This window comes from Mesorhizobium sp. P2_E9 (assembly GCF_056403815.1).
Genome location: NZ_JBFUET010000010.1, coordinates 209,089 through 234,694, shown reverse-complemented (window position 1 = coordinate 234,694; position 25,606 = coordinate 209,089). Strand labels below are relative to the sequence as shown.

24 protein-coding genes are annotated in these 25,606 nt (G+C 60.4%); 13 read left to right on the top strand and 11 right to left on the bottom strand.

The window, feature by feature from the left end; all coding sequences use genetic code 11:
• Positions 1-480: 480 nt before the first annotated feature.
• Both AC1D05_RS20145 and AC1D05_RS20140 read left to right on the top strand, forming a co-directional pair.
• A complete protein-coding gene (locus AC1D05_RS20145; protein ID WP_477443276.1) occupies positions 481-1,005 on the top strand; it encodes a helix-turn-helix domain-containing protein in 525 nt (174 codons plus the stop codon).
• Positions 1,006-1,186: 181 nt separating this feature from the next.
• On the top strand, positions 1,187-2,014 hold the full coding sequence (locus AC1D05_RS20140; protein ID WP_477443275.1) for a PA3715 family protein: 828 nt from the start codon (positions 1,187-1,189) through the stop codon (positions 2,012-2,014).
• 21 nt (positions 2,015-2,035) lie between these two features.
• Here AC1D05_RS20140 and AC1D05_RS20135 read toward each other — a convergent pair whose 3' ends face one another.
• From AC1D05_RS20135 to AC1D05_RS20105, 7 genes are all read right to left on the bottom strand, one after another.
• Positions 2,036-2,671 carry a CapA family protein gene (locus AC1D05_RS20135; RefSeq protein WP_477443273.1) on the bottom strand — a complete coding sequence of 212 codons (636 nt, stop codon included), beginning with the start codon at positions 2,669-2,671 and terminating at the stop codon, positions 2,036-2,038.
• Between the two features lie 166 nt (positions 2,672-2,837).
• Positions 2,838-3,572, bottom strand: a complete 735-nt coding sequence (locus AC1D05_RS20130; RefSeq protein WP_477443363.1) for a ribonuclease activity regulator RraA — start codon at positions 3,570-3,572, stop codon at positions 2,838-2,840.
• 22 nt (positions 3,573-3,594) lie between these two features.
• Positions 3,595-4,758, bottom strand: coding sequence for a mandelate racemase/muconate lactonizing enzyme family protein (locus tag AC1D05_RS20125; protein ID WP_477443271.1), 1,164 nt, complete (start codon positions 4,756-4,758; stop codon positions 3,595-3,597).
• A 32-nt stretch (positions 4,759-4,790) separates the two neighbouring features.
• Positions 4,791-5,888: an ABC transporter ATP-binding protein gene (locus AC1D05_RS20120; RefSeq protein WP_477443269.1), complete on the bottom strand. Its 1,098-nt coding sequence runs from the start codon at positions 5,886-5,888 to the stop codon at positions 4,791-4,793.
• A gap of 10 nt (positions 5,889-5,898) precedes the next feature.
• Positions 5,899-6,789 (bottom strand): carbohydrate ABC transporter permease, encoded by an 891-nt coding sequence (locus tag AC1D05_RS20115; RefSeq protein WP_477443267.1) that lies wholly within the window; start codon positions 6,787-6,789, stop codon positions 5,899-5,901.
• Positions 6,786-7,733: a carbohydrate ABC transporter permease gene (locus AC1D05_RS20110; protein WP_477443265.1), complete on the bottom strand. Its 948-nt coding sequence runs from the start codon at positions 7,731-7,733 to the stop codon at positions 6,786-6,788. The genes AC1D05_RS20115 and AC1D05_RS20110 overlap by 4 nt, the downstream gene beginning before the upstream one ends.
• Before the next feature lie 77 nt (positions 7,734-7,810).
• A complete protein-coding gene (locus tag AC1D05_RS20105) occupies positions 7,811-9,292 on the bottom strand; it encodes an ABC transporter substrate-binding protein (RefSeq protein WP_477443263.1) in 1,482 nt (493 codons plus the stop codon).
• A 214-nt stretch (positions 9,293-9,506) separates the two neighbouring features.
• On the opposite strand from AC1D05_RS20105, the gene AC1D05_RS20100 reads away from it, so the two are divergent.
• The 5 genes from AC1D05_RS20100 (at position 9,507) to AC1D05_RS20080 (ending at position 14,483) form a co-directional block, all read left to right on the top strand.
• Positions 9,507-10,217 carry a GntR family transcriptional regulator gene (locus tag AC1D05_RS20100; protein WP_477443361.1) on the top strand — a complete coding sequence of 237 codons (711 nt, stop codon included), beginning with the start codon at positions 9,507-9,509 and terminating at the stop codon, positions 10,215-10,217.
• 47 nt (positions 10,218-10,264) lie between these two features.
• A complete protein-coding gene (locus AC1D05_RS20095; RefSeq protein WP_477443262.1) occupies positions 10,265-11,431 on the top strand; it encodes a mandelate racemase/muconate lactonizing enzyme family protein in 1,167 nt (388 codons plus the stop codon).
• 53 nt (positions 11,432-11,484) lie between these two features.
• Positions 11,485-12,843, top strand: a complete 1,359-nt coding sequence (locus AC1D05_RS20090; protein WP_477443260.1) for a mandelate racemase/muconate lactonizing enzyme family protein — start codon at positions 11,485-11,487, stop codon at positions 12,841-12,843.
• 104 nt (positions 12,844-12,947) lie between these two features.
• On the top strand, positions 12,948-13,274 hold the full coding sequence (locus tag AC1D05_RS20085) for an NIPSNAP family protein (protein ID WP_477443258.1): 327 nt from the start codon (positions 12,948-12,950) through the stop codon (positions 13,272-13,274).
• Positions 13,275-13,283: 9 nt separating this feature from the next.
• Positions 13,284-14,483: a mandelate racemase/muconate lactonizing enzyme family protein gene (locus AC1D05_RS20080; RefSeq protein WP_477443256.1), complete on the top strand. Its 1,200-nt coding sequence runs from the start codon at positions 13,284-13,286 to the stop codon at positions 14,481-14,483.
• A gap of 58 nt (positions 14,484-14,541) precedes the next feature.
• On the opposite strand, the gene AC1D05_RS20075 is transcribed toward AC1D05_RS20080, so the two are convergent.
• Entirely contained in the window at positions 14,542-14,769 is a 228-nt protein-coding gene (locus tag AC1D05_RS20075) for a hypothetical protein (protein ID WP_477443254.1), read from the bottom strand.
• Positions 14,697-15,059, bottom strand: coding sequence for a hypothetical protein (locus AC1D05_RS20070; protein WP_477443359.1), 363 nt, complete (start codon positions 15,057-15,059; stop codon positions 14,697-14,699). Before AC1D05_RS20070 ends, AC1D05_RS20075 begins: the two co-directional genes overlap by 73 nt.
• Positions 15,060-15,992: 933 nt before the next feature.
• Between AC1D05_RS20070 and AC1D05_RS20065 the strand changes: the two genes are divergently transcribed.
• Positions 15,993-16,751, top strand: coding sequence for a LuxR C-terminal-related transcriptional regulator (locus AC1D05_RS20065; protein ID WP_477443358.1), 759 nt, complete (start codon positions 15,993-15,995; stop codon positions 16,749-16,751).
• Between the two features lie 109 nt (positions 16,752-16,860).
• Here AC1D05_RS20065 and AC1D05_RS20060 read toward each other — a convergent pair whose 3' ends face one another.
• Positions 16,861-17,877 (bottom strand): hypothetical protein, encoded by a 1,017-nt coding sequence (locus AC1D05_RS20060; protein ID WP_477443252.1) that lies wholly within the window; start codon positions 17,875-17,877, stop codon positions 16,861-16,863.
• A gap of 538 nt (positions 17,878-18,415) precedes the next feature.
• On the opposite strand from AC1D05_RS20060, the gene AC1D05_RS20055 reads away from it, so the two are divergent.
• On the top strand, positions 18,416-19,171 hold the full coding sequence (locus tag AC1D05_RS20055; protein ID WP_477443250.1) for a sugar transferase: 756 nt from the start codon (positions 18,416-18,418) through the stop codon (positions 19,169-19,171).
• A gap of 214 nt (positions 19,172-19,385) precedes the next feature.
• On the opposite strand, the gene AC1D05_RS20050 is transcribed toward AC1D05_RS20055, so the two are convergent.
• Positions 19,386-19,634, bottom strand: a complete 249-nt coding sequence (locus AC1D05_RS20050) for a hypothetical protein (RefSeq protein ID WP_477443248.1) — start codon at positions 19,632-19,634, stop codon at positions 19,386-19,388.
• A 404-nt stretch (positions 19,635-20,038) separates the two neighbouring features.
• Between AC1D05_RS20050 and AC1D05_RS20045 the strand changes: the two genes are divergently transcribed.
• From AC1D05_RS20045 to AC1D05_RS20030, 4 genes are all read left to right on the top strand, one after another.
• Complete coding sequence (locus AC1D05_RS20045) at positions 20,039-21,388, top strand: O-antigen ligase family protein (RefSeq protein WP_477443246.1); 1,350 nt, start codon at positions 20,039-20,041, stop codon at positions 21,386-21,388.
• 5 nt (positions 21,389-21,393) lie between these two features.
• Entirely contained in the window at positions 21,394-22,227 is an 834-nt protein-coding gene (locus tag AC1D05_RS20040; protein WP_477443244.1) for a hypothetical protein, read from the top strand.
• On the top strand, positions 22,224-23,261 hold the full coding sequence (locus AC1D05_RS20035; protein ID WP_477443242.1) for a hypothetical protein: 1,038 nt from the start codon (positions 22,224-22,226) through the stop codon (positions 23,259-23,261). Before AC1D05_RS20040 ends, AC1D05_RS20035 begins: the two co-directional genes overlap by 4 nt.
• A 157-nt stretch (positions 23,262-23,418) precedes the next feature.
• On the top strand, positions 23,419-25,599 hold the full coding sequence (locus tag AC1D05_RS20030; protein ID WP_477443241.1) for a pyruvate kinase: 2,181 nt from the start codon (positions 23,419-23,421) through the stop codon (positions 25,597-25,599).
• Positions 25,600-25,606 lie beyond the last annotated feature (7 nt).

Sequence of the window (25,606 nt, the reverse complement as noted above, 5' to 3'; positions counted from 1 at the left end):
CGGCGCGCGCCGCGCTGTGGAAAGTATTGCCGGCTGCACGATCTCGTCGTGAAAATCGTCGCGCGCGCAGCGAGACATGCCGGCGCTTCCTGGCCTCCTTTAGCGCGGCCAGAAGGATCGATCTTGTCGAGCCCAGGATGCGGCCGGCCGCGGGAACCGCTTCAGGGCGAATGTCACTCCAGCGCCTGCTCTTCGAGGTCCGATGCCCAAAGCGGATAGTCCGCTTGCGGCCCCGAAGTGGTCGTTGGAGGGACTGATGAGGGTTATGGAGCAAAGATCGGGCCTCGAGGTTGAAGCAAAGCCCGTGCGGCTCGAATCTGTCGTGGACTGACCATGAGACCACAATCGGCAGGCCGATTTTTGCCACCTATAGGGTCATTTTGCACCCTATAAGGTATATTAAATGGCGATTCGATCTGGAGATAACGTCGGTGCGAAGAGCCCGGAGCGTAGGCGACAGACTCTCTGTCTGGCTGACTAGTGGAGGATCGAAAGGCCTTGTTGAAACCGCAACGCTCCGTCCTCCCTCGGACCGGGCCGAAGCCAAAGATCGACACTGACCCTCATCCCGCCGATCAGCATGTCGGCAGGCAGATTGCGACCGTTCGCGTCCAGTCCGACGTATCACAAGCCCAACTTGCCCGATCGATAGGCATCAGTTTCCAGCAGCTCCAGAAATACGAGAACGCGCGCAATCGTGTGAGCGCGTCGATGCTTTACGAGATCGCAAATTCGCTCGGCGTCCCTGTCGGCCGCTTCTTCGCAGGCCTGCCGGGAAACGACCAGACGAGCGTCGAGGCGCGGCCGCTGCCGGTCGATGAGCGCCTGGACTTCATCGCCAGCGCGGAAGGCCGGCGTCTTATCGAAGGGTTGATGATCCTGCCGCCGCGCGTGCGCGGCCGCGTCTCCGCGCTGATCGCCGCATTGGGGGAAGAGCTGGCATCATCAGATGCAAACAGCAAGACGGCGGGCGAAGCGGGGCCGGCCGAACGCAAGATCGCTTGACGACTTGTTGCGCGTGTCTCTGCGCCGTTCCTGGCAATCGCGGAATGCGTTCCCCCCGAAGTCGGTGGATCCGTTTTGTCTGTTGGTTTGATGATCACGAGACGCATCACTCGCGGAATGGCCCAAACGCAGGTATGAGCATTGAAGGCCAGATCAAACCCGCCCAGAGGCGAAATACGCCATGCGACTGTCCAGCGCTTTCCTGCTTGCGGCTGGCCTCGCTGCCAGCATGTCGGCGGCGCGGGCTGACGAGTGCGGCGATGTCGACACTCTTTTGCGGCAGGCCTATCCTGCCGCCACAAGAAGCGCCGACGGCGCCTCGTTCACGCTCGAACCACACACCAGGATCTCGGTTGGCGCGATTGCGGATGACTCGCCTTTTGGCCTGACCTGCAAGGCATGGCCCGCCCATGATGATCTGCTTCTGGTCGCCGTGCCTCTGATCGACAGTGCGCAGTCCACCGATGACGGGCATTTTGGCGATATCGAAATCCTGGTCGTCAGCCGGAAGGATTTGCGGGTGCGCCTGCGGCTGCTGCAGCCCGGGCTGTTGAACGACGATGCCATCGCCATCCGGAAGATCGAGTTCGATACCGCCCGCTATAGGCTGTCGCCAGATGTCACCGCCTTCGGCTTGCGCATCGCCATGGCAAACCAGTCACAGCCAAATCCCTTCGGCGAAACCGACCTCAGGCTTTATGCGCTTGTGGCGGGCATGCTGCGCGTCATGCTCGACGGCCTCGTCGTTTCGGGATCTGGCGGAGAGGGCGACGCCAATTGCGCGGGCTCCTTTCATTCCAGCGAGGTCAGTTTGTCGATGGGGTCGACAAGCCACCGTGGCTATAGTGACATCACCGCCGTCGAGCAGGTCGATACGGACAACCCCGCGCCTGACGCCAACGGCGAATGCGAATCGCATCCGGGAAAGTCCGAAAGCAAAACCTACCGGCTGCGCTACGATGGCAGCCGGTATCCGGTTCCCGAGACGCTCAAGGCCCTGGCGAATTGACCGGTGCAGGCGCCGGCCTCATCAGCCGAATTTTCGGGCAAGGGGCGCAGTGATGCGGCCGCAGGTCGAGGAAAGTTCGATCTCGACGCCGAACGCCCGCGATCGCGTGGCGAATCCCTCGATGATGTCTCGCGCAGTGTTTCCAGTCGCGACCATGGGCACCAGTCGGCCGGTTGTCGATCCGAGCGACTGAGGTTCCCCGCCGATCACGACGGGCAAGAGATCAATGCCTGCGAGGTTTCCGCCCGCATCATAGCGGCACGCGGCGACGATGCTCTGCCAGACTTCTGGTGGATCCCATTCGATTTCGTCTGGGTGGACGTGGAAGAGGAAGTTTCCGAGGCCGTAGAAGATCGGCGCGCCATTGTGGATTTCCACGGCCTGCAGCACTGGAGCGCCGTGGCTGACGAAGAGGTTGGCGCCGGCGTCGATGCACATCCGCGCGAAGGTCTGCACCCACCGCGGCACGTCCTGCCACCCTGGTTCCCAATGATGGTGGTGCAGATAGGCGATGACGAAATCGCCTTGTGCCGCGGCGTGCCGGATAGCGGATAAATGGATGGCCGCACTTTGCTGGTCGACCTCGATCAGCCGGCCGAAATCGGCGGCTTGCGTGAACACGGTGCCGTAGAAATTGATCTCCTTGCCGGCCGACACCTCTACCGGATCCTCCGGTTGGGCATAAATGGTCAGTTCAAAGGGGGAGCTTTGCAAGCAGAAAGCACTTGGAGCGGTTCACCCATCCTGGTTTGAAGTTGCACCGCTCCAAGTACACAAAGTTCTGGTCGAGACGCGCTGGTGATCCGTACGCCAGCTGGTTCTGCTAGCGCTTCGCGTTGCGCCACGCCTCGTATTCTGCGCGGGCATCGTCATGCAGCGGATAGTAGCGTTGCAGCGGCGCGCCCTGCATGAGCTTCTCTCGCGAAAACTCTTCCCAATCGTGATGCTTCTGCGATTCTTCAATCACTTTTGAGGCCATTGCGACTGGAACCACCACCACTCCGTCGTCGTCGGCCACGATAATGTCGCCGGGGATCACGGTGACGCCGCCGCAGGCAATCGGAACGTTGACGGCGTTTGGATAGATGCTGGTCTGCACATGGTAGTTGGGCGTCCAGCCGCGCAGCCACAACGGCAGATCGAGCTTCTCGACATTCGGTCGGTCGCGCATGCATCCATCGATGACGATGCCCGCGCCGCCTCTGCCCTTGAAATAGGTCGACATCATATCGCCGAAGACGCCCGAGCTCATGTCGCCGCGCGCGTCGACGACGACCACATCGCCGTCCTGCGCATGATAGAGCACGTGCCGGTGTAATTGCGTTTCCGGATCGGCATATTCTCCCTCGTTGAAGAGGTCAGGCCGCTGCGGCAAGAACTGCAGCGTCAGCGCCGGCCCGACGATCGACTTCCCATGGTTCTGGGCCACCGGACCAACCATGTGCGGATTGCGGAAGCCCATATGGCCGAGCGTGCCGGCAACCGTCGCGGCGCCGATCTCCCTTAGGGCGTCGATCAGGTCCTTGGGTGGCCGCGTGATGTCGGGGGTATGCGTCATGATGGACTCCGGTTGAATTGAACTACCAGTTGGTGACAGAACCATCGCGGCGCTTGAGGTGGGGCGCTTCCCAGAAACGGAAACTCTGCGCCCGGATCGCCTCCTCGTTGACCTCGACGCCAAGCCCGGGCAGGTCGCTGACCGGATAGTCAGCGCCGTCCAGCCGTGGTTGCACGGGAAAGAACTCGGAATTGTCGAAGCCCAGCTTCCTTTCCGGCGCCCTGGTCTCGAGCCACGCGAAATTCGGCACCGCCGCACCGAGATGGATGGTCGCGGCGGTGCACACCGGGCCAAGGGGATTGTGCGGCATCAGGTCGACATAGTGCGCCTCGCTCCAGCCAGCGACTTTCATCGCCTCGGTGAACCCGCCGACATTGCAGATGTCGAGCCGGTTGAATTGATGGATGCCGCGTTCGATGTAGGGCAGGAACTGCCATTTGCTGGCAAATTCCTCGCCGATGGCGAACGGGATGTCCGTCATCGTGCGCAGGGATTCGTAGGCCTCTGGTGTCTCGTCGCGTATCGGCTCCTCTAAGAAATCGAGCACGCCGCGGCCCAGCTTGTTGCAGAAGCTCGCCGCCTCGGCCACCGACAGCCGATGATGATAGTCGATGCCGAGGACGATCTCGTCGCCTAGCGCCTCGCGTCCCTTGTTCAACATCCGAGCGGTCGCGCCGATCGACTCGCGCGGTTCGAAGATGTCTCGGCTGCTTTGCCCGGCGGGGAAGAAGCGGATTGCCTGCCAGCCCTGCGCGCGCAGTTCCCGGGCTCGTTCGATGGCAACATCGCCCTCGGCCTCGTCTCCGGTCGATGCGAAGGTGGGGATGCGGTCGCGCTGCTTGCCGCCGAGCAACTCGTAGACCGGCACCCCCAGCGCCTTGCCCTTGATGTCGTGAAGCGCGATGTCGATGGCTGAAATCGCCGCCTGCAGAACGCGCCCGCCTTCGAAGTACTGGCTGCGATAAACCTCCTGCCATATCCGCCCGATCTGCATGGGGTCGAGGCCGATCAGAAACTCGCGATAGTGCTCGACCGCGCCGGTCACCGCCCTCTCGCGGCCGCTCAAGCCGCTCTCGCCCCAGCCGAAGATGCCTTGGTCGGTCTCGATCTTGACGAGCATCTGGTTGCGCGTTCCTACCCACACTGGGTAGGGCTTGATCGCGGTAATCTTAAGCTTCTCGGTCATTCGGCCCCCATTCCAAACGCACCCGCCTTGTCTCAGTCAGCCTCGAGGGCGATTTCGGTTTCGCCGTCGAACAGGTGCATCCGCTCCTGGTCGAACTCGAGCCAGATCTGCTCGTCTGGCGCGACGGCAATGGTCGGCGGTACGCTGACGTTGACGATGGCGCCAGACAGAAACGCCTGCACGAAGGTGATGTCTCCGGTAGGCTCCACCGTGTAGGCCTTGGCAGGAACGGCGCCTGGCACCGCGCTCTTGTGGAGCTTGATCGTCGAGTGACGTGCGCCGAGCACGACTTTCTTGGTCGTCGCCCGCGCGACTTTCCGGGCGTTGCGCGGCGAGAGCTCGAGGCTCCAGCGCTCCGCGCCCGTCAGCACGGTGTTGCCGTTTGTCGTCGATGCTTCCAGTGGAACAAGGCTCATCGCCGGGCTGCCGATGAAGCTGGCGACGAACATGTTCACCGGATGGGCAAAGACCTGCGCCGGTGAATCGTATTGCTGCAGGTAGCCGCCGTTCATCACCGCCATCCTGTCTGCCATGGTCACGGCTTCGAGCTGGTCGTGCGTCACGTAGATGATCGTGGCCTTAAGGTCCTGGTGGAAGCGCTTTATCTCCGACCGCATTTGCACGCGCAGTTTTGCATCGAGATTGGAAAGCGGCTCGTCCATCAGGAACACAGCGGGATCGCGGACGAGGGCACGGCCCAGGGCCACACGCTGCTGCTGCCCGCCCGAAAGTTCGCGCGGCTTGCGCTCGAGCAGCTGTGTCATGTCGAGTACGCGCGCCGCTTCCTTGACCTTCCTGTCGATCTCGTCCTTGGGCAGTTTGCGCATCTGCAGCGGGAAGGCGAGATTCTTATAGACCGACTTTTGCGGGTAGAGCGCGTAGTTCTGGAACACCATTGCGATGTCCCGGTCCTTCGGGTCGAGGTCATTGACCACCCGGTCTCCGATGACGATATCGCCCGATGTGATCGGAATCAGACCCGCGACGAGATTGAGGGTCGTTGTCTTGCCGCAGCCTGACGGACCGACGAGCGCAACGAACTCACCGTCATTGACGGTCAGCGAAACCTCGTTGACGGCTTTGAAGCTGCCATAGGTCTTGACGAGATCTTTGAGGACCACATGGGCCATCGGCAACTCCCTAGTGCTTGACCGCGCCTTCTGTGAGGGCGCGTACGAAGTATCGTTGCAGGACGAGGAAGAGGACCACGACGGGCACGCTCATGATAAAGCTGGCTGCCATCAGGCCTGGAAAGTCCGTCGTATTTTCCGAGAAAAAGCGCTGGATGCCGACCGGCAACGTCAGCTGCTCGTTCTTGGAGAGGAACGTGTAGGCGTAAATGTATTCGTTCCACGCGCCGATAAAGGAATAGATCGCCGTGGCGATGATTCCTGGCGCCGAGAGCGGCATCACGATCAGGATAAAAGCCTGGAACCGCGTCGCCCCGTCGATGCGCGCCGCCTGCTCGAGTTGCACCGGGATGTTGTCGTAAAAGCCCTTCAGCAGCCAGATCGCCAGCGGCAGGCCGAAAGTGAGATAGGTCAGGATTAGCGAGCCGTGTGTGTTCACCAGCCCGATCGCGCGCATCAGGATGAAGAGCGGCACGAGAAAGATCACCGCCGGGAACATGTTGCGCAGCAACACGGCGAAGAACAGGAAGTTCCGGCCCGGGAAGGTGAAGCGCGAAAACGCATAGGCCGCGGGAACCGCCACGATCACCGAAAGGATAGTGGTGGCAGTGGAGACGTAAAGGCTGTTCCAGAAGAAGCGGAGGAAGTCCTGGCCGACGCTGTTCTGCGGATCGAGCAGCTTCTGGTAGCTGGCAAGGGTAGGCTCGTCAGGCCACCATTGCGGCGGGAATTGCATCGCTGCAAAGCCGGACTTGATCGAGGTGAGCAGCATCCAGATCATCGGCAACGCCGTGTAAAGCAGCATGAAGACGAGGAAGATGCGCCCGCCCCACCGCCATCCGTCGACGCGCATGCGGCGGCGGGGCTGGCCTCGAGCGGCGGTTTCGGCGGTCGTGCTCATGCGCTGCCATCCTTCCGCTCGTTGCCGCTCAGCGCACGGACGTAGAAGTAACCGAACATCATCAGGATGAGGAACAACAGCACCGAATAGGCCGATGCCACTCCCCAGCGCTGGCGGCCGAAGGCGAGCTCATAGATGTGGGTGATCCAGATATGCGATGCATTCGACGGCCCGCCGCCGGTCATGATCCAGGGGATGATGAAGGAATTGAAGTTGGCAACAGCCAGCAGCAGGATCGTCACCGTCGAGACGTTCCTCAGATGCGGGAACGTGACATGCCAGAAGCGCTGCCACGCATTGGCCCCGTCGACTTTTGCAGCGCGCAGCAACTGGTCGGGCACGGTCTGCAGGCCGGCCATCATCATGATCATGGCGAATGGAAACTCGCGCCAGATGTTGACGACGATCAGCGAGGGCAGCACCGTTGAGACGCTGTCGATGAAATTCGGCGGCCGGTCGGCCAATCCGAGCTGGACCAGCACCGCGCCGATGATGCCAAAGTCCGAATGGTAGATCCACTTCCAGATATACGAGGCGGCGACCGCGCTGATGACCCAGGGAATGATCAGGATGGCGCGCAGGACACCACGGCCGACAAAGTCGCGATGGAGCGCCAGCGCGCAGGCAAACCCCAGGGCAAAGGAGATGAAGGTGGATGCCAGTGTCCAGATAAGGGTGTTCGAGGTGACCTTCCAGAAAATCTCGCTGCTGAGGATCGCCGTATAATTGTCGACGCCGACGAAGATCTTGTCGCGAAGCTGCAGGCCGGGCGGCGTGTTGAAGAACGACAGCTCGACCGTGTAGTAGATCGGATAGGCGATCACGATCAGCATCACGGCGATCGCGGGAAGCACATACGCGTAGTCGGCGCGATGCTCCCAGATCTTCCGCAGCAGGGGTCGCAATCCTCGCCGAGCCCCGGTCTTGCCGGTCAGGATCGTCACTTTGGCGTGCCCTTATTTTTCGGAACGGGCCGGTTGCGCTCAAGGCGCAACCGGTAAGATCTCAGCTCAGGCTTCGGCTAGAGCCCGCCGCCCATCAGCTCTTTCACCCTCTTCGCCGCATCGTCAGCTGCCTGATCGACGGTCATCGCTCCGGTCAGGGCATTCTGCAGCATGTCCGGGATGATGATGTTCATGATCTCGGGAGATTGCGGCAGCGCCGGGAACGGGATGCCGTATGGCAGCATCGAGGTCGTGACATCGAGGAACTTGATCCTGTCGAGACGTTCCTTCATCCATTTGGTCTTGAAGCCGTTGAGATTGCCCGGATTCGAGCCGGCATAGGCCATCTTCAGCGACCATTCCGGGCTGGTCCACATGCAGATGATGGCTTTCGCGGCCGGTTCGTCCACTTTGCCGCCCTCGACATATTCGGGCTTCAGGATGTGAATGTTCGAGCCGCCGAAGACGACGGCGCGCTTGCCGTCAGGGCCAGTCGGGATCAGGCCGTAGCGCATGTTGTCGATAACCGTCTGCGCCTTGTCCTTGTCGGTGCCCGTCGCCTTTTTCTGGAGGTCGAGCATGACATTGTAGTCGGACGGGTGCGAGATCATCATGCCGAGCTGGCCGGCGAGGAACATCGGCTGGTTGTCGGCCTGCTGGTTGGTGAGTGCCGAAACCGGAACCGACTTGTCGCGAACATACATGTCGTAAGAGGCTTGCAGGGCGGCCTTGCTCTGCGGGCTGTCGAGCTCGATCTGCTTATAGGTCGGGTTCGCCGTGGCTTCGTCGAAGACGCCGCCGCCATAGGCCCACAACTGAGGCATGAAGCGGTACGGGGTATTGCCGGCATTCTTGCGAGCCACGAGGCCGTACCCGGCGATGCCGAGCTTGTCATGGATTTGCTTGGAATACTTGACGACATCGTCCCAGGTTGCCGGGGCCTTGTTCGGATCGAGGCCCGCACGTTTGAAAATGTCGGCGTTCCAGATGAAGGCCATCGTTTCGTTGTTGGTCGGGATGCCATAGGTCACCCCATCCCAAGTCACGGCCTTCATGGCGCCGGGCCAGAAATCCTCGGTCGAATATCCCACGTCCTCAGGCTTGAGCGGCTGCAGATAGCCCTTTGAGGCGAACTCCGTACCACCCAGGATCTGCAGGCGCACCGCCATCGGCGCTGCATTGCCAAGCAGCGCCGTGCGGAACTTGTCCAGGAGATCGTTGTAGGTGAGGGCCTGGTCCTCGAGCTGGATGTTCGGATAGGTCTTGCGGAAGGTCTCGAAGAAATCCTTGTAGTACTGGCGCAGGAGGTCGGGGTCGCCCTCGAACACGCCCTGATACCAAAACGTCAGTCGCCCCTTGTAGTCGAGCGGGGTGACCTTGGCGCAATCGCCTGCCGTGTCAAAATCCTGTGTGCCCGCAATGGAGCGCACATATTCCGGCGACCACTTGCTCAAGTCGACCGGCGCCGCACCCAGCGCCGGTGCGGACATCAACGATGCCACTAACGCAGTGGAGACAGTGCCGCGCAGGACGGCACCGCCGAGTGTAATCCTCGTCATAGGTATCCTCCAGGTATCTCTCCCATGCCGCTCTGCATCGAGGCGAGCGGCCTTGCTCGTCGGTTGCGGGGACATCTCCTCAAATGTATCCCTTAGAGCACTTTATACGTTTTCAGATCGCAGATTGGCTGTCAACGCAACAAATCGTACATTGTTTATGGAAATCGTGCGTGATATCGAGAAAGGTGTGTATTCATGGAAGGGGGAGTCGGCCTTGGCCGAAACGCGGGAATTCAAAGCAGAGCCACCGGAGGGGATCGATCCTCTTGGGGCCTCGAGCGAGGGCGCCTCGCTCTATGAGCAGATCCGGGAGGACATCATCGAAGGGCGGCTCGCCGCCAACGAACGGCTGGTGGTCACTGATCTGGCCCGGCGTCACGGCACCTCGACCAATCCCGTGCGCGAGGCCCTGCAACTGCTGCGCGGCGAAGGCTTTGTCACCTTTCTCCCCAATCGCGGGGCACGCGTGCGGCCCATAGATCAGGATTTTGTCCGGGATATCTACGAGATCGGTGTGCTGATCGAGCCGGCGCTAACGCGATGGTTTGTGAACATGGCCACCGACGAGGACATCGCCGAACTCGAACGCCTCCAAGGCCTGATCGAAGAGAACAACTTTGCCGACACGTTCAGGCACAGCGAGCTGGACACGGCCTTCCACACCGTGATGTACCAGCGGCACTATAACCGCCATGCCGCCGAGCTTTGGTGGAAGCATCGCGAAGTGCTGCGCGCCGTAAGCCGGCGTTTTAATTTCACGCTCGCCCGCCGTGCCGCGATCATTCGCGAGCACCGTGAGCTCATCGCTCATGTGAAAGCGGGAAATGCGAACGAGGCAGCCGAACTCATTGCGCGCCATGTCGAGGGCTCCGGCCGGCATGTCCTCGAACACATGCGCGCGCGTAGCGCGGCCCGGGCTGGATAGCCGGCCCGGCGATCGTTTGCCCGGCCATTCAGACAAAGGTAGTTGAGATGAAAATCACGGGCATTCGACCATGGCTGATCAAATCCCCGGCCTCATATTGGGGAGAATACCTGTTCGTCGAAGTGACGACCGACGAGGGGGTGAGCGGCTGGGGCGAGATCACCACCACCACAAAGCTGGCCAACCGCGCGCTCTGCACGATCCTGCGGCAGATAGGCATCGCCGTGACGGGCGAGGATCCGGCGCGCATCGAGCACCTCTGGCACAAGATTTTCCGCAGCTTCACCTATATGGGCAGCCGCGGCGCCGCCGTTGAATGCGTGAGCGCCATCGACATAGCGCTCTGGGATATCCATGGCAAAGTCCTCGGCAAGCCGATCTACGAGTTGCTGGGCGGGCCGGTGCGCGAGGAAATCGCACTTTACACCCACCCCAACCAGGCCAAATTCACCAGCAAGGAGGCCGTGGTCCGCGAAATTCGCGACATCGTCGAGTCAGGACACACCGGGCTCAAATTCGATCCGTTCCCCCACCAAGGTCCTAGCGTCGATGGCGAGGCCCGCGAAAGGAGGGACGGCTATCTCGATGGCAGCATGACCCGCAAGGATGAACGCGAAGCGGCTGAACTCACGGCGCTGATCCGCGAAACGGCGGGCCCTGATGTCGACATCCTCATCGATGCGCATGGCCGCTTCGACGTTCCCACCGCCATTCGCCTCTGCCGGAGCCTCGAGGAAGCCGGCCAGATCGACTGGTTCGAGGAGCCCTGTCCGCCGGAGAGCCTGAACGCGCTCAAGCAGGTGCGTGATAAGGTCAGTGCCGCGATCTCGTGGGGCGAACGCGGCCACACGAAATGGGATTTCGTGCCGGTGCTCGAAAACAAGCTCGCTGACTACATCATGCCTGACGTCACCTGGACCGGTGGCATTACCGAACTGAAGAAGATCTCCGCCCTATGCGAAGCCTACTACATCCCGGTCTCGCCGCATGACGCAGCGGGACCGATCAACGTGGTTGCGGGGGCGCAGGTGATGATGACCGTTCCCAACTTCTACAAGCTTGAGACGTCGGAGTGGAACCTGGGCAAATACGATCACCTCATCGACCGACCGCTCGACGTCTCGAACGGCAACCTCAAGCTGACGTCGAAGCCTGGTCTCGGTGTCGAGATGAATCGCGACTATCTGCAAGCCCACGAGATTGAGCTGGGCTAGCAGCGCCCTGCGCTCCAGCGACAAGCCCCGGCGATCTGAAACGAGGACAAGTCATGCCAAAGACGGGTGGAGCCGGCGAGGCTCTCAATCGGGTCAACACCAATTCCAAGCCATCCGACCTACGCATCACCGACATGCGGGTGGCCGAAATCGTCGGCGCGCCGTTCACCTCGGCGCTGCTCAAGATCTACACCAACCAGGGCATCGTCGGGCTTGGCGAGGTGCGCGACGGCGCCAGCGCCACCTACGCACTAATGCTGAAAAGCCGGCTGCTTGGCGAGAACCCTTGCGACATCGATCGTCTGTTTCGCCGCATCAAGCAGTTCGGCGGCCACGGCCGGCAAGGCGGTGGCGTCTCGGCGGTAGAAATCGCGCTCTGGGATCTCGCCGGCAAGGCCTATGGCGTTCCGATCTACCAAATGCTCGGCGGCAAGTTCCGCGATCAGGTGCGCGTCTATTGCGATACCGACGCGGAGAAGCCAAGCGGCACCGAAACCGGAAAACGCCTCAAGCAGCGCATGGACCGCGGTTTCACCTTTCTCAAGATGGATCTGGGCTTGATGCAGATCGCCCATGTCCCGGGCGCCGTGACCGCGCCCGCCGGCGCGCTCGAAGGGTTTCACGCTAACCCGCGCGGCCGTGGCGGCACGCTCGAGGAGCGCAAGGCCCGCAATCTCGCCTATGACGCGCAGAACGTGCAGCACCCGTTCACGGGCCTGCACTTCACCGAAAAAGGGATCGACCTGCTCGAGCAGTATATCCACGAGGTCCGCGAGGTGATCGGATACGAGATCCCGCTCGCCATCGACCATGTCGGCCACATCTCGCTGCAGGACGGCATACGCCTGGCGCGCCGTATCGAGAAATACGTCCCGGCGTGGCTGGAGGATGTGATCCCATGGCAGCACACCGATCAGTACCGGCAGTTGCAGCAGGCTACTTCCGTGCCGATCTGCACTGGCGAGGACATCTACCTCAAGGAGGCGTTCGAACCTCTGCTCAGGAGTGGCGGCCTCTCTGTTATCCACCCGGACCTGCTCACCAGCGGAGGCATCCTCGAGACCAAGAAGATCGGCGATATGGCGCAGGACCACGGCGTCGCCATGGCCATCCATATGGCCGAAAGCCCGATCGCCGCCATGGCCGCCGCGCATGTCGCCACCGCGACCGAGAACTTCATGGCGCTCGAGTACCACTCCGCCGATGTCGACTGGTGGGACGACATCGTCACCGGCCTGCCCAAGCCGCTCGTCAAGGACGGCTTCATCACCGTGTCTGACAGGCCGGGGCTGGGCATAGACGACGTGGTCGACGAGGTGATCAGCCGGCATCTGCAGCCCGGTGTCACGGGGATATGGCAATCCACCGAGCATTGGGACAATGAATATAGCTGGGACCGGACCTGGAGTTAGCCCAGACCCCCTGCCCTCATTCCCCCCAGGCTCACAGGGCCAACGACCGACCATTCGTGGCGACCTCTCCCCAGGGAGAGGCGAAGAAAGAAACGGACGAAACCATGATCTACGAACTGCGTATCTATGACTGCCTGCCGGGCAGGCTGCCGGCTTTGCTCAAGCGCTTTTCCGAGCAAACGCTGGCCATCTGGGAAAGGCATGGCATCCGCCAAGCCGGGTTTTTCACCACGGCGATCGGTGAAAAAAGCAATCGCCTCACCTATTTCCTCGCCTGGGAATCGCTGGCCGAGCGTGAGGCGAAATGGGCGGCGTTCGTCACCGATCCGGCATGGCACAAGGCCCGGGACGAGTCTGAGCGCGACGGGCAGATCGTTGCCAATATCAGCAGCCAGCTGCTCACGCCGACAGCTTTCTCGTCTGTGAAATAGGACTGCGCCATGAAGATCACCGACCTGCGCTGCGCCGTCATCGGTAAGCACCCGATCGTCCGCATCGTCACCGACGAGGGTCTCTACGGCCTTGGCGAGGTCGAGTTCACCAAGACCTATCTCAAGCCCTTTGTGCTGCATTTTCGCGACGCGCTGATCGGCGAGGACCCGACCGACGTCGAGCGGGTGATGCTGAAGATCCGCCAGCGCGGTTCGTTCAAGCCCTATGGCGCCGCGGTGAGCGCCATCGAGCATGCGCTGTGGGACATTGCCGGCAAGGCGGCGGGCGTGCCGGCCTACAAACTGCTCGGCGGCAAGGTGCGCGACAAGGTGCGCGTCTACAATGGCTCGATCCGCCAGAAGCGCTCGGGCGATCGGCCGGAGGATTATGCCGCTGATGTCAAATGGATGATGGAGCAGCCGCAGAATTTCTTCATGGTCAAGCAGGGAATCTCGTTCCACTCCAACATGAAGGACAGCATCGAGGGCTTCCATTACGGCGTGACGCAGAAGAAGGCCGGCTATCACGGCGCCATGGATCAGGGCGTGATCAGCGAGCGCGGTTTCAATCACATGCTCGACTGCGTGATCGCGATGAAGGAGGTGCTGGGCGACAAGGTCAGCCTGGCACTCGACTGCGGCCCGGGCTGGATGCTGCCCGATGCGATCAAATTCGCTCGCGCGGTCGAGAAGTACAATTTGATGTGGCTCGAGGACATGCTGACCGGCGACTATGTGCCGTGGGTCAATCCGCAGGCCTATCGGGAACTGACCACTTCCACCTCGACACCGATCCATACCGGTGAGCAGATTTACCTCAGGCACAATTTCAAGGAACTGATCGAGACGCAGGCGGTCCGCGTCATCGGTCCGGATCCCGCCGATATCGGCGGCATCGCCGAGCTCAAATGGGTCGCCGAGCACGCCTACATGCACTCGATCCTAATGGCGCCGCACGGCACCGCGAATGGCCTCCTTGGCCTCGGCGCGCTGATCAACGTCTGCGCCACCTTGCCCGCCAACTACATCGCCTTCGAGTATCCGAGCGCCTCCGACCCCTGGTGGGAGGATTTGGTGATCGGCCTGCCGGCGCAGATCGTGAAGGACAGCATGGTGGACCTGCTCGAAGCGCCGGGCCTGGGCCTCGATATCGACGCCGAAGCGGCCAGGAAATATCTCCGGGAAGAGGATGCAGGCTTCTTCGACTGAGCCTCCATCTGCATGGCGCTGCCCGTCGGGGCATCAACCGGGTTTTTGTGTGCGCCAGTCATACTCTTGCCGGAAGCCAAGGACGTCGCGCAGCTTGCGGTTTGATAGGCCCCTCGAACGTATCCATGGCGCGTGTGACCGGTATGGTGGGTACGTGCCTGCCCAGAAACTCCGCCGTCGGCACCTCAGCCACGATGTTCTCGTTGACGGCGTTTAATATCTGGAACCCCAGGCCATCCTTCTCGATGCACAGATCGACGATCTGGCCGAGATCGCGCGCGTCCATATAGGTCCAGGCGTCGCGTCGCCTTTTCCCGGGATCAGCCAGGAAACCGGGGAAGCGGGCATAGTCCTGCGGTTCGACGACGCCGCCGATCCGCAGCGCATAAATGTCGGCTCCGGTGCGGAGGCGAAAGAACGCGCAATCTTCTCACCCAGCACCTTGGAAAGACCATAGCTGTCGGTCGGATCGACGTCGTAATCCTCTTCCACCGGAAACGATGCGAAATCGCGATCGCCTTCGGCAAAGCACACGCCATAGACCGTTTCGCTGGAAGCGGTAATGATCTTGCGGATGCCGAGCGTCGGCGCTCTTCAGGCGCACATGACCGAGGACGCAGATTGCAGCGGTGCGTGGTAAACGCCGGAAACGGTGCAGCGGTTCGCCAAAAATGACCGAGGCTGAGCGGCCGCACATGGAAATCGCTGCCGATTAACCCACTACCCGACAAAGGGCGTAATTGCGCCATTTCTAATATATTCATAAGTTAAAGCAGTGCGGGGGACGTCGAATTCTTCCCGCGGTGGCCGGTGTGGTCCGCCATCCCAATGAGCCCAAACTGCACCGGCCATTTCCTATCTATACGGAATGGGTAGCACCTGAAAACGGAAACGTCCTGCCTTGTGGAGGGCGAGCCTTTAGCGCTGCCTTGCCTCGGCAGATAGAGGCCACAGGTTCGAGACCTCTCGGGTCCACGCCGTATTCGATGCTGACGTCGCCCTTTTGCCCTCCGGACAAGGCTGTTGTTACAGGTCGAGAAGCAATCCTGACCGCAGTGGTGAGATGGGGCACGGGCAGCCGAGGTCGGTGGATTTTCTAAAAGCTGTGGGCCTATTCCCACCAATCGCCAGGGGTCCCTCTCCACATCGAGGCAATCCCAATTTCATCCATTTAGTGCGAAATGCGTCGGCGCAATTCCAAGTTGTTATCCTTTTGGGTACATTAGCCACCTAAGATATAATTAACAAATTGTTAACCGGGATTAATGCGCCTTTTCCACAGCATCGTAGTATGCGTGTCAGGCTGGATTACCTCAATGGTGCGGGGGTGCCATACATCTGGGCCTTTGACGACGTATGGCGTACTCCTTGAATCTATATCCAATTGACATGTAGGCAGCCCGATACACGGTGGACGCGTTTCAGTTCATGCCGCTCATAGGCTTTGCGAAGGATACAAGACAAAGAAAGCAAGTGAAAGCAAAGCCGGCGGCGGAGAGGAGTAGGGCGATGGGACAACCTCAAATTTCCGTACCTTGGAATGATGCAACGAGGCCGATGCTTAATGGGCATCTGCCGGACACGAATGGCCTTGGCAGGACCGATCTTGAAGGAGGACATCCGAGCGAAGGCCTGGTCATAATTGTCGACAAGCGAGCACTCGAGCGCGAATGCCTTGCTCGTGGCCTTGTCGAGCACAATCCCAACTTCCGCGTTAGCACGGTAGGATCGCTTGACGAGATCCGGCGCATTGCTGGTGAGGCGGAGCCATCCGCGATCCTCGTCATTCTTGGGGCCAGAAAGGTCACCGACGAGAGCGTCCGGACGGAACTCGTGCACTTCATTTCCGAGGTTGGCGCCGTACCCGTCATCGTTGTGGTGGATTCCGACGAGCCGGGCGAGATTCTCGCGGCTCTCGAATGCGGCGCCCGAGGCTACATTCCCACAAGTGTGAAGGTGAGGGTCGCTGCCGAGGCCATTGGCCTGGCTCGTGCCGGAGGAATCTTCGTACCCGCCAGCTGTGTGCTGGCGCTCCGCGAGATCATCCATTCGGCCGCAAACGGAGCCCGCCCGCTCACCGGCATGTTCACCGCACGCGAGGCCGCGGTTGTGGAAGCGCTCAGGAAAGGCAAGGCGAACAAGATAATCGCCTACGAGCTCAACCTCTGCGAGAGCACCGTCAAGGTCCACATCCGCAACATCATGAAAAAACTGAAGGCAACGAACCGTACGGAGGTAGCCTACAAGTTGAGGCAGATGATGCTTTGAGCCTGCCGCGGCCGGCCCCTTGCGTGGCCGGCCTGAGGACAAGCTGCTGGGCGTTGTTGCATCGATATGGAGCCAGACCTCCGTGATGTCGGCCGCTATCGTCCGAGGTTCAGAAGTCGGACGGCCCTTCCAGGCCCTTGTCGCGAAACGGGTACGCGCGACTGGGGGGGCAGTCAGCTGTCGCGAATCCTGCCTTGACGATAAATCCGACGCTTTCCCCTCCCATTTCGGCGCCGCGATATGCGGCTTCGGCTGCCTTCAGCCCGCCTGTTAGCCTGCGGATTACCGGATCCGCTCCGAATATGTCGAGCGGCAGGCCCAGTTGATCACTTGCAGGCCGTTTCGGCGGCCACACACTGAGGCCGAAATAGCTGGCGGCCGAGCGATCGATCTTGCCGCTGAACTGCACCAAGAGCGTATGACGCGAGTTCCCGGCAATACGGCCCAGGCTGTTGATGTCCATTGACGGTCTATCGGAGGGTCGCATCGCGACTACGATCACATCCCATACATTGTCGGTCAGGAGCGACGGGTGCGAAAATACGCTTACTCTCGCCCCACGCTCGCGAAGCGTATACGCGAGGAATGGTGCACAAGGCGTGTCACAGACGATGGCGAGCCTCGCCGCAGGTTGATCGACACCTGCATCGTCGAGCAAGGCGCGGCACAACCGCGCGAACTCTGGCAGCAGAGCTATGGACGGATGGCTGAGATTGGGAGCCGCGACTTTGATACCGGCCTCGTCACAGGCGTCGAAGTCCACAACGCCTGACCGAAGCTCCCACGGTTCAGCCATTAGCGAAACAACCGCATGAGGGGGTAAGAGTTCGATGAGAGACCTCGAAATCGGCCCGACCTGGAGACAGTTCGTGACGAGGTCAACCTCTTGCCATTTGCGGCTGTCGATGCGATCCGTCACTTCCACGCGTTCGGAGACTTTTGCATATTCAGCAAATGCCGACGTCGCGTCCGCGGCTGCTGTCAGGCTCGGATGCCTGTAGGGGACGCGAGCAAGCGCAACGACATGGGCCGCATTGGCGAGCGCCGCGGCTGTCGCTGTCGCCGCCTGGTATCCTGTCGCCGCGCCAACGACCACGGTAAGGCCGGAGAGATCGAGACCAAGCAAGGCTATTTGCCTGTGAACGATAGCGAGAGTTCGCGCACGGTCGATCTCGGGAACATGACGAGCAAACGGCCTTGCGGGGAAATCACGTGATGATGGCATCAAGCTGGGCGCCACGTTGCGCACTCTCCACTATCAGATAGGCTGGCAATGTCCTTTGACGCAGGAGAACCAGTCCCTGCCGGATCTAGTCGGGGCGCGATGCGCGTGCATGTCCTGCATTGTGTTGATGGATGCCGCCGTTGCGGGGTTGCACATTTGGCGAACGTGGTTCCGGACATTCTCTCGACATCCTTGCCAGGAGAGTGGCGACCTGAGTTGGGTTGGCACACTCGACCGCCTGGTAACCGAAACCAGTTCCAATGCGTCATCCTCGCAATACAGCCGAACCTACCCGAACTGCTACCGCAGCAAACGGATGCTCGGTGATACGCCGTTCGATCAGAAGGCTTATCGACACCACGCCAGCAACGCGCGGATCAGGCGAAGGGGGTAGCCAGCGCCACGTCCGGCGCTACCTCCTTTGCGGCTCTTGTCCAGAATGACCCGCCGGCATGAAGTTGGGCGCTTAGCTACAGCCATCAGCGTTCCTCGGCGAAACTCGTGGGCGAAAATCGTGACAATCAGCGCATTTGACATAAATTCTCGCAGGCCCGGCATCCGTGCCGGCCAAAACCGTCGTCCGCTTGGAGGCCGGCGCAAGAGGATGATGGACGTGACGGTCGCACTGGTCGCGCTTGTCCTCGCCGCTCCGGTTATGCTGGCGGTTGCCCTTCTGATATTGGTGACCGACGGCGGGCCGGTGATATTCTCCCACGGCCGGGTTGGCTTCAACGGCAAGCGTTTCGCCTGCTACAAGTTCCGGACCATGGTCGCCAACTCCGAGCAGGTTCTAGCCGACTATCTTGCGAGCAATCCCGAAGCCGCCAAGGAGTGGGGACAACACTGGAAATTCAAGAACGATCCGCGCATCACATTCCTGGGGCACATTCTCAGGAAGTCGAGCCTCGATGAGTTGCCCCAGCTCATCAACGTGCTGCGCGGCGAAATGAGTTGCGTCGGCCCTCGACCGGTCGTTCCCGACGAACTGCAACGCTATGGAACCTGTGCGATCGACTATCTTCAAACCCGGCCGGGATTGACCGGCCTGTGGCAAGTAACGGGCAGAGACGCAATAGATTATCCCAGTCGTGTCTCAATCGACAGCAGCTATGTGCGAAACTGGTCCATATGGGCTGATGTCGTCATTCTCGTTCGGACGATCTTCGCCGTGATGAAATTCAACCATGCGTCTTGATTAGAGCGGCTCATCGGTTCACGGAAACGCGTAATATCTCTTCGTTTCGACCCAATTCCGAACGGAAACCGTTACCGCCTTTTTCGTGGAATGGCTCTGGAGCCATCGCAAATTCTTGATCTCATCCCTGTCGTTGCCCCAAAACCGCAGTGTACCTTTGGCGACAGTGGCAAACGGGTCCGGCGCCAGCCGCGACAAAAGAGGTCGCGGTCCGTCATTGCTCACGTGACATGCCACGACGCAACACGATGCCAAGGAAGAGGCCGAGCAAATAGGTGCATTGCAGTGTGACGACCAGGAGCAGGATCGAAAGCAGGCGGTGCCAAGCAAACAAACTGCCAGTGCCACCTGCAACGGCACCGACCATGACGGTCACGGCGGTCGCGACGATCAGCGCAGGCGCGCGAACGCGCAATCCAAGCAAGATGCCGATCGCGCCGACAATGACAAGGCCCCAATGCACGGCGATCTCCTATGGTCCGCAAGACTCAGTGTGCCGCGCCCCGAGTCTCCCACATCTGCAAATTCGTACCAACACTCAATCCGGGCGTATGGCCTGGCCGCTGTCGACCAGGCGGCGGGAAATCGCTGCACCTGCGCCGCCTGCACAAAAGGCGTAGGACACCTTGTCCCAATGCCCCCTTTTCGCTCATTTCCTTGTCCACCGGCTGGGCCTACGCTGCTTGTCAAATGGGTATGCGGAGTATTCACCCGCGGTGCGGCAGCATGCCTTGAATTGTCCAGAAAGGAGCGCTGAGCCTCTATTTCTCAGCGTTGCGGTTCAGAGCAAAAGGGCGCTGGACGTTGCGCAGCTGGCCGTGTCGGCAAGCAGTTGCTGCATAACGCTTTCAGTGTGACGTCCAAGCTATGCTGCAAGCATCTATTATCCTGCTTATCGCGTCGACCTGGTTCCCAGGCGCCGCGCGGATTGGCGGAGCTGACGGCTCGATTTCCTTCTTGCTAGCCCTGTTCTGCGCCTTGCTAAGCGTCCCCTCCTACGGCGAGGCCGCAAGGCGCCTCCATCGGACCGAAGCGGCCCTGGCGGCTGCAGTGCTGGCGGTAGCTGGTCTCATCATCGTTCTTTCCCTCCTATCGACGACCTACGCCGACAATCCGATCAGGACTGGACGCGCGGTTTTCGCGCAGGTGTTTGGTTTCGCGATAATCCCGGCCATTGCGGCAATCTCCATGAGACCCAAGGGTTCCGAGGCGGTTGACAGGATTGTGACGGCGATGATCATCATGAGCTTCATAACATCCTGCCTCGTAATAGTCGGCCTGGGCGGTGCCAGGTTTGCCGACAGGGCCGAAGGATATTTCAAGCATTCGAACCAACTGGGAATTGCCCTGTCGGCGGGGCTGCCGCTTGTTGCCGCGAAGCTGACCGTTTCCCGCAAATATCGAATTCTCCTCGTGGGCTGCCTCGTGGCGGTGCTCCTGGGTTTGGTGAAATCAGGTTCAAAGACCAATTTTGTTGTCGGTGTTGCGGGTCTTGGCGCATTTTATGGATTATACAGTATTTTCTTAATAAGAAGAAAAAAGAATCCAGTATCTGTTATATTTGGTATAGTTGCAGCTCCAGTGTTGTTCCTAGCGAGTTTGCGTTTATTGGAGCACCTCAATCCGCGAGCGTACGGCCTGCTATTCGTTCAGCTCTCCGGGGGGGACGCGCATTCCATGATATCGCGGCAACGCCTATGGTCGATGTCGATCGATCTGGGCATGGAGCATCCGTTCCTAGGAGTGGGTGCGGGCCAGTGGATAGGTGACATAGCCCCCCACAGTCACAACCTGTTCATCGACTATTTCAGGACGCTGGGAGTGCCCGGCCTCGGGTTGGTGACGGTCATTGCCCTGCTGGTTACACTTTACCTGGCGAGCGCAGTTCTTCACACCTTGATTGGCAACGACACGAGCAGTTCCGCGACAAAGATAAATGTGATGGTGCTCGGCGCATCGGTTTCTGTGTGGAATTACCTCGTCGCTAATCAGATGAGCGATTCCTTCGGCCCATCGACCGCGCCTTTCTTCTGGCTGCCGTTGGCGCTGCTCATGTTCTACCGCGGCATGCAACGATTGCCGCAGACCGAGCGCGCCAAGAATACAGCGCGGTACACAGGCACCGCGTCGCCGGTATTCGCACACTTGGGAACTGAGGAAGAGCGAGGGCCCTTTCCTGCTCTCACCGGTCTTCCGAGCGCTATCTCCGCCGGCTGAATCCGATGACTTCGCCCAATGTTCGTGACTTGGCGGAAAGCCTGCCGCCAAATACCAATGCTCGCCTGCTTCGGTCAGATGTTCGATTTGTGGAATTCTTTGGTCTCCCCGGGATTGGAAAGACGACCACCTCAAGCTTGTTGGCGAACAGCTTGCGGCAGTGCGGCTCGCTGATAGGCGAAGTGAGGATGGCTCGGGAACCGAGAACATTCATCGGAAGGCAGCTATACAGGATCGGTATTGTTATCCCGAGATTCTGGAACCCCGAGTTTCGTTCAATGTTTGGACGTATCGCACGCTTTGCCATCGAAAGCGGGCAGACCTCTGTTGTCGACCTGGTTAGAGTCGTCTGGAATCTTTCCGTTCTGGTCGCCTACATCGAGAACGAACGACTAGAGAGAAACTCGATCGTCATAATGGACCAGGGATTGTTGCAGGGGTTCTGGTCCATACTGCTGAAGAGCAAGCGTCGAACGACATCCGAGAATTGGCTCGATATCTTGTCCGCCATTGGCGTGTACGACATGGTTTTTGTCCATCTGCGAAGCGAGGCTGGTGTCGCACGAGGTCGACTACGGACACGAGGCGATCGGTCCTCGCGGATGCAAAAGATATCTCCCGACAGGGAGTTCCAGCTCTGGTCCATGGCGGACCGTGCCTGCCGCGAGATCGCAGCGGATCTTGGCAGGGAACTGCGCGCGGAAGATCACGCCGGCTTGGTGGCGGCGGTCGATGTCGACAGCCTGGCATCGCCCAAAGACGTCGCGGAACGAGCGCTTGAGGCAGTCCTGCTAGCCTTCCTCGACAGACATCGCTTGTGCGATTCGGCAGAACAATGAGCACGAAAATGAATCGCCGTTCATTCATGGGCCTTGCCGGTTCCTGTCCCGTCTTCGCCCTGTTGTTAGGCTCGCAAAAGGCGGAAGGTGGGCAGGCCTCTCTCCCGGCGACTGACAGCGGTAAAGGCCAGCCGATCGTGCTGAATGGCGAGTATGGATACAAACAACTATCAATTCCGAACCTGCCTGAGGGAGCAACAATCGATGCTCGCAATGCTACCTTCTTGGTTGCCAACAGCAGGAACAGCGATCCGAGCGCGATCATGGGCTGCGATGAGGGGACGCTGCCGGTCAATCGCTATCCGGTCGTCATCCGTGACTGCCCTGGCGTTCGGTTCATTGGCGGGCGCATCAACGGCCAGGTGCCGCAGACGTCGGACTGGCAAGATACCTACTGCAACAGCGCGGCACTTCTCGTCAGGGGCGGATCGACCAACGCGACGATAGAAGGCGTACGCGCACGCCGCTGTTGGGACGGAATTCGCTTCGCCGAGCAGGCCGGCGGCTTTCACCTCAAAGGGTGCTGGCTCAGCGAAATCAGGGATGATGCGGTGGAGAATGACTATCTGCTCAGCGGCACCATCGAAGATTGCCTGTTCGACGGATGTTTCTCGGGGATTAGCGTGGATCCCGCGAAAAACGACCGGGACGGAACGAAGGAAATCGTGCGTATCGACGGATCGCTCATCCGCATGCATGCCTATCTGGCCAAGGGTGAAATCACACACCAGGCACCGGTCAAGGCGTCCGATGTGTCGCCCAGCTTGAGGATCACAGGATCGGTTTTCGCGCTGGCAGCGGCAAACATGCGCGGATTTCATCGCCTGAAACGCACGTGGCTAAAGACCATCGAAAGCCGGGACAACGTGTTGCTGTGGCTGCCCGATGAGCCAATCCCGTTCGAACTGCCACTGCCTCCGTCCGGCTTCAGGGTGCTGACGGGCGCTGACGCGCGCGAATACTGGAACAAGGCGCATCTCCAGTGGGTCGCGGCGCATCAAGACGTGGCCCGGTTCTCTGACGAAGTTCTGTGAGAAGCCGAACCCGTCGGCAAGTACCGGACCGTTCCTTTCCATCGTTGCATTGAAGCGTTTGCTCGGTCTGAGCGCCGCCGACGATAGGCAACATCGCGTCCCGGTTCTTCGTTTCATCGAGCGTACTGCACAAGAGGGGAAAACAAAGGTGGGAGCCATGAAAGCCAGGGAAGTCGAACTGCTGTGCACGTTGGGTCCGGCGTCGCTCAATGACAAGGTGATCCATTGGCTGGAGCGGGTTGGTACCTCGCTGTTGCGCCTCAATCTGTCACACACGAAGCTTGAGGATCTGGAGCGGATCATCACCTTCATCCAGAAGCGGACGCATATTCCGATTTGCCTCGATACCGAAGGTGCGCAGGTGCGCACCGGCCCGCTGGTCGACGGCAAGGTGACGGTGCGCGAGAACCGGTTCCTGACCGCCCGAGCCCGGCCGGCGGCGGGTGACCAGTTCGGCATCAGTTTCTACCCGGCATACATCATCGACAAGCTTCAGGTCGGCGATTTCATCAGCATCGATTTCAACGCCGTCCTCACGCAGGTCGTGGAGAAAAACAACGACGCGGTGATCCTCAGGGTCCTGAACGGCGGAGAGCTCGGTCAGAACAAGGCAGTAACGGTGCAGCGTACGCTCGATATGCCGCCCTTGACCGAAAAGGATCTGGCAGCCATCGCGATTGGCCGCCGGATGGGCATCCGCCATTTCGCGCTTTCCTTTGCGCATCGTGCGTCGGACGTCGACGGGATTCGGGCCAAAGCCGGCGCCGGCGCGGTCATTATCTCAAAGATTGAATGCCTGAGCGGCTTGCGCCATCTCGCCGCGATAGCCGAGAAGTCCGACGCAATCCTGATCGACCGCGGCGACCTGTCCCGGGAAGTCCCGATCGAGCAGATTCCCGCTATTCAGAAGATGATCATCCGAAATGCGAAGGCGCATGGCGCGAAGGTCTATGTCGCAACGAACCTGCTGGAGTCGATGACGAGTTCGCCAACGCCGACTCGCGCCGAAGTCAACGACGTCTACAACACCCTGGCGGATGGTGCCGACGGCCTCGTCCTGGCGGCGGAAACGGCCATCGGTCAATACCCGGTGAGTTGTGCCAGGATGGTCGTCAAGGTCGCTGAGCAATTCCGGCGGAATGCGGCCGGCGGCACGCACGCCATCCGGGTGCGTCCGTCATCTCTGCTGGGCGGCGTCGAGCCGCATGGCGGGCGCCTGGTCATCCGGACGCTGGGACCGGCGGAAGATCTGGACATCAAGGACTTGCCGACGGTCACGGTCGGTGATGACGAATTGACCGACGTCGAACAGATTGCCCGCGGTACGTTCTCGCCGCTGTGCGGCTTCATGGACAGGGCGTCCCTGGAAAGCGTGCTTGAACACAACCGGCTTCCCTCCGGTCTGGCCTGGACGATGCCGGTTGTCCTGGCCGTTTCCAAGGAAATCGCGCGCCGGTTCTCGAAGGGCGACCGCGTTCTCCTTTGCAGCAAAAGCGGATTGTCGCACTCTGTTCTCGACATCTCCGAAGCCTATGAGTTCGAGCCGGAACTGCTCGCGCGCAAATGGTTCGGCACGGACTCGCGCGAGCATCCCGGCGTCGCCCGCGTGCTTGCGCGCGGCGGCCATTTCCTCGCCGGCGGCATCACCCTCATCCAGCCGCTGCCTTTGCCGTACCGCCGCTACGACCTGACCCCGGCCCAACTGCGTACGGTGTTTGCGCACAAGGGCTGGACCCGGGTGGTGGCCTTCCACAGCCGCAACCTTGTCCATCGCGTCCACGAAGTGATCCAGATGGCTGCCCTGGAGCGCACCTACGCAGACGGCCTGTTGATCAATCCCGTGGTGGGAACTGCCAAGCGCGGAGATTTCATGCCGCATCTTGTCCTCGACGGCTACCAGGCCATGCTCGACTACGGCATTTATCCGCCGGGCAAGGTGGTGCTCGCGAGCTTCATCACCTACCCGCGATTTGCCGGTCCTCGCGAAGCGGTTTTCACCGCCCTGTGCCGCAAGAACATGGGCTGCAGCCATTTCATCATCGGACGCGACCACTCAGGTGTCGGCGGTTTCTACGCCGCCAACGAGAGCAGGGAACTGTTTGATGACTTGGGCGACATAGGCATAGAGCCGATCTTCTTCGATGCCATCGGCTACGACACCCAGTCCGAGAGCTATGTCGACCTGAACGCCTGCAAGGCTGCGACGCCCATTAGCGGCTCGGAGATTCGACGTGCCCTGCGAGCGGGAGAAGCGCTGCCGAACTGGATGATGCGATCCGAGGTGCAGGAGGTGGTACGCGCCGAGGTGATGATGAAACACGCAGTGTTCCAGGAATAGGACGCGA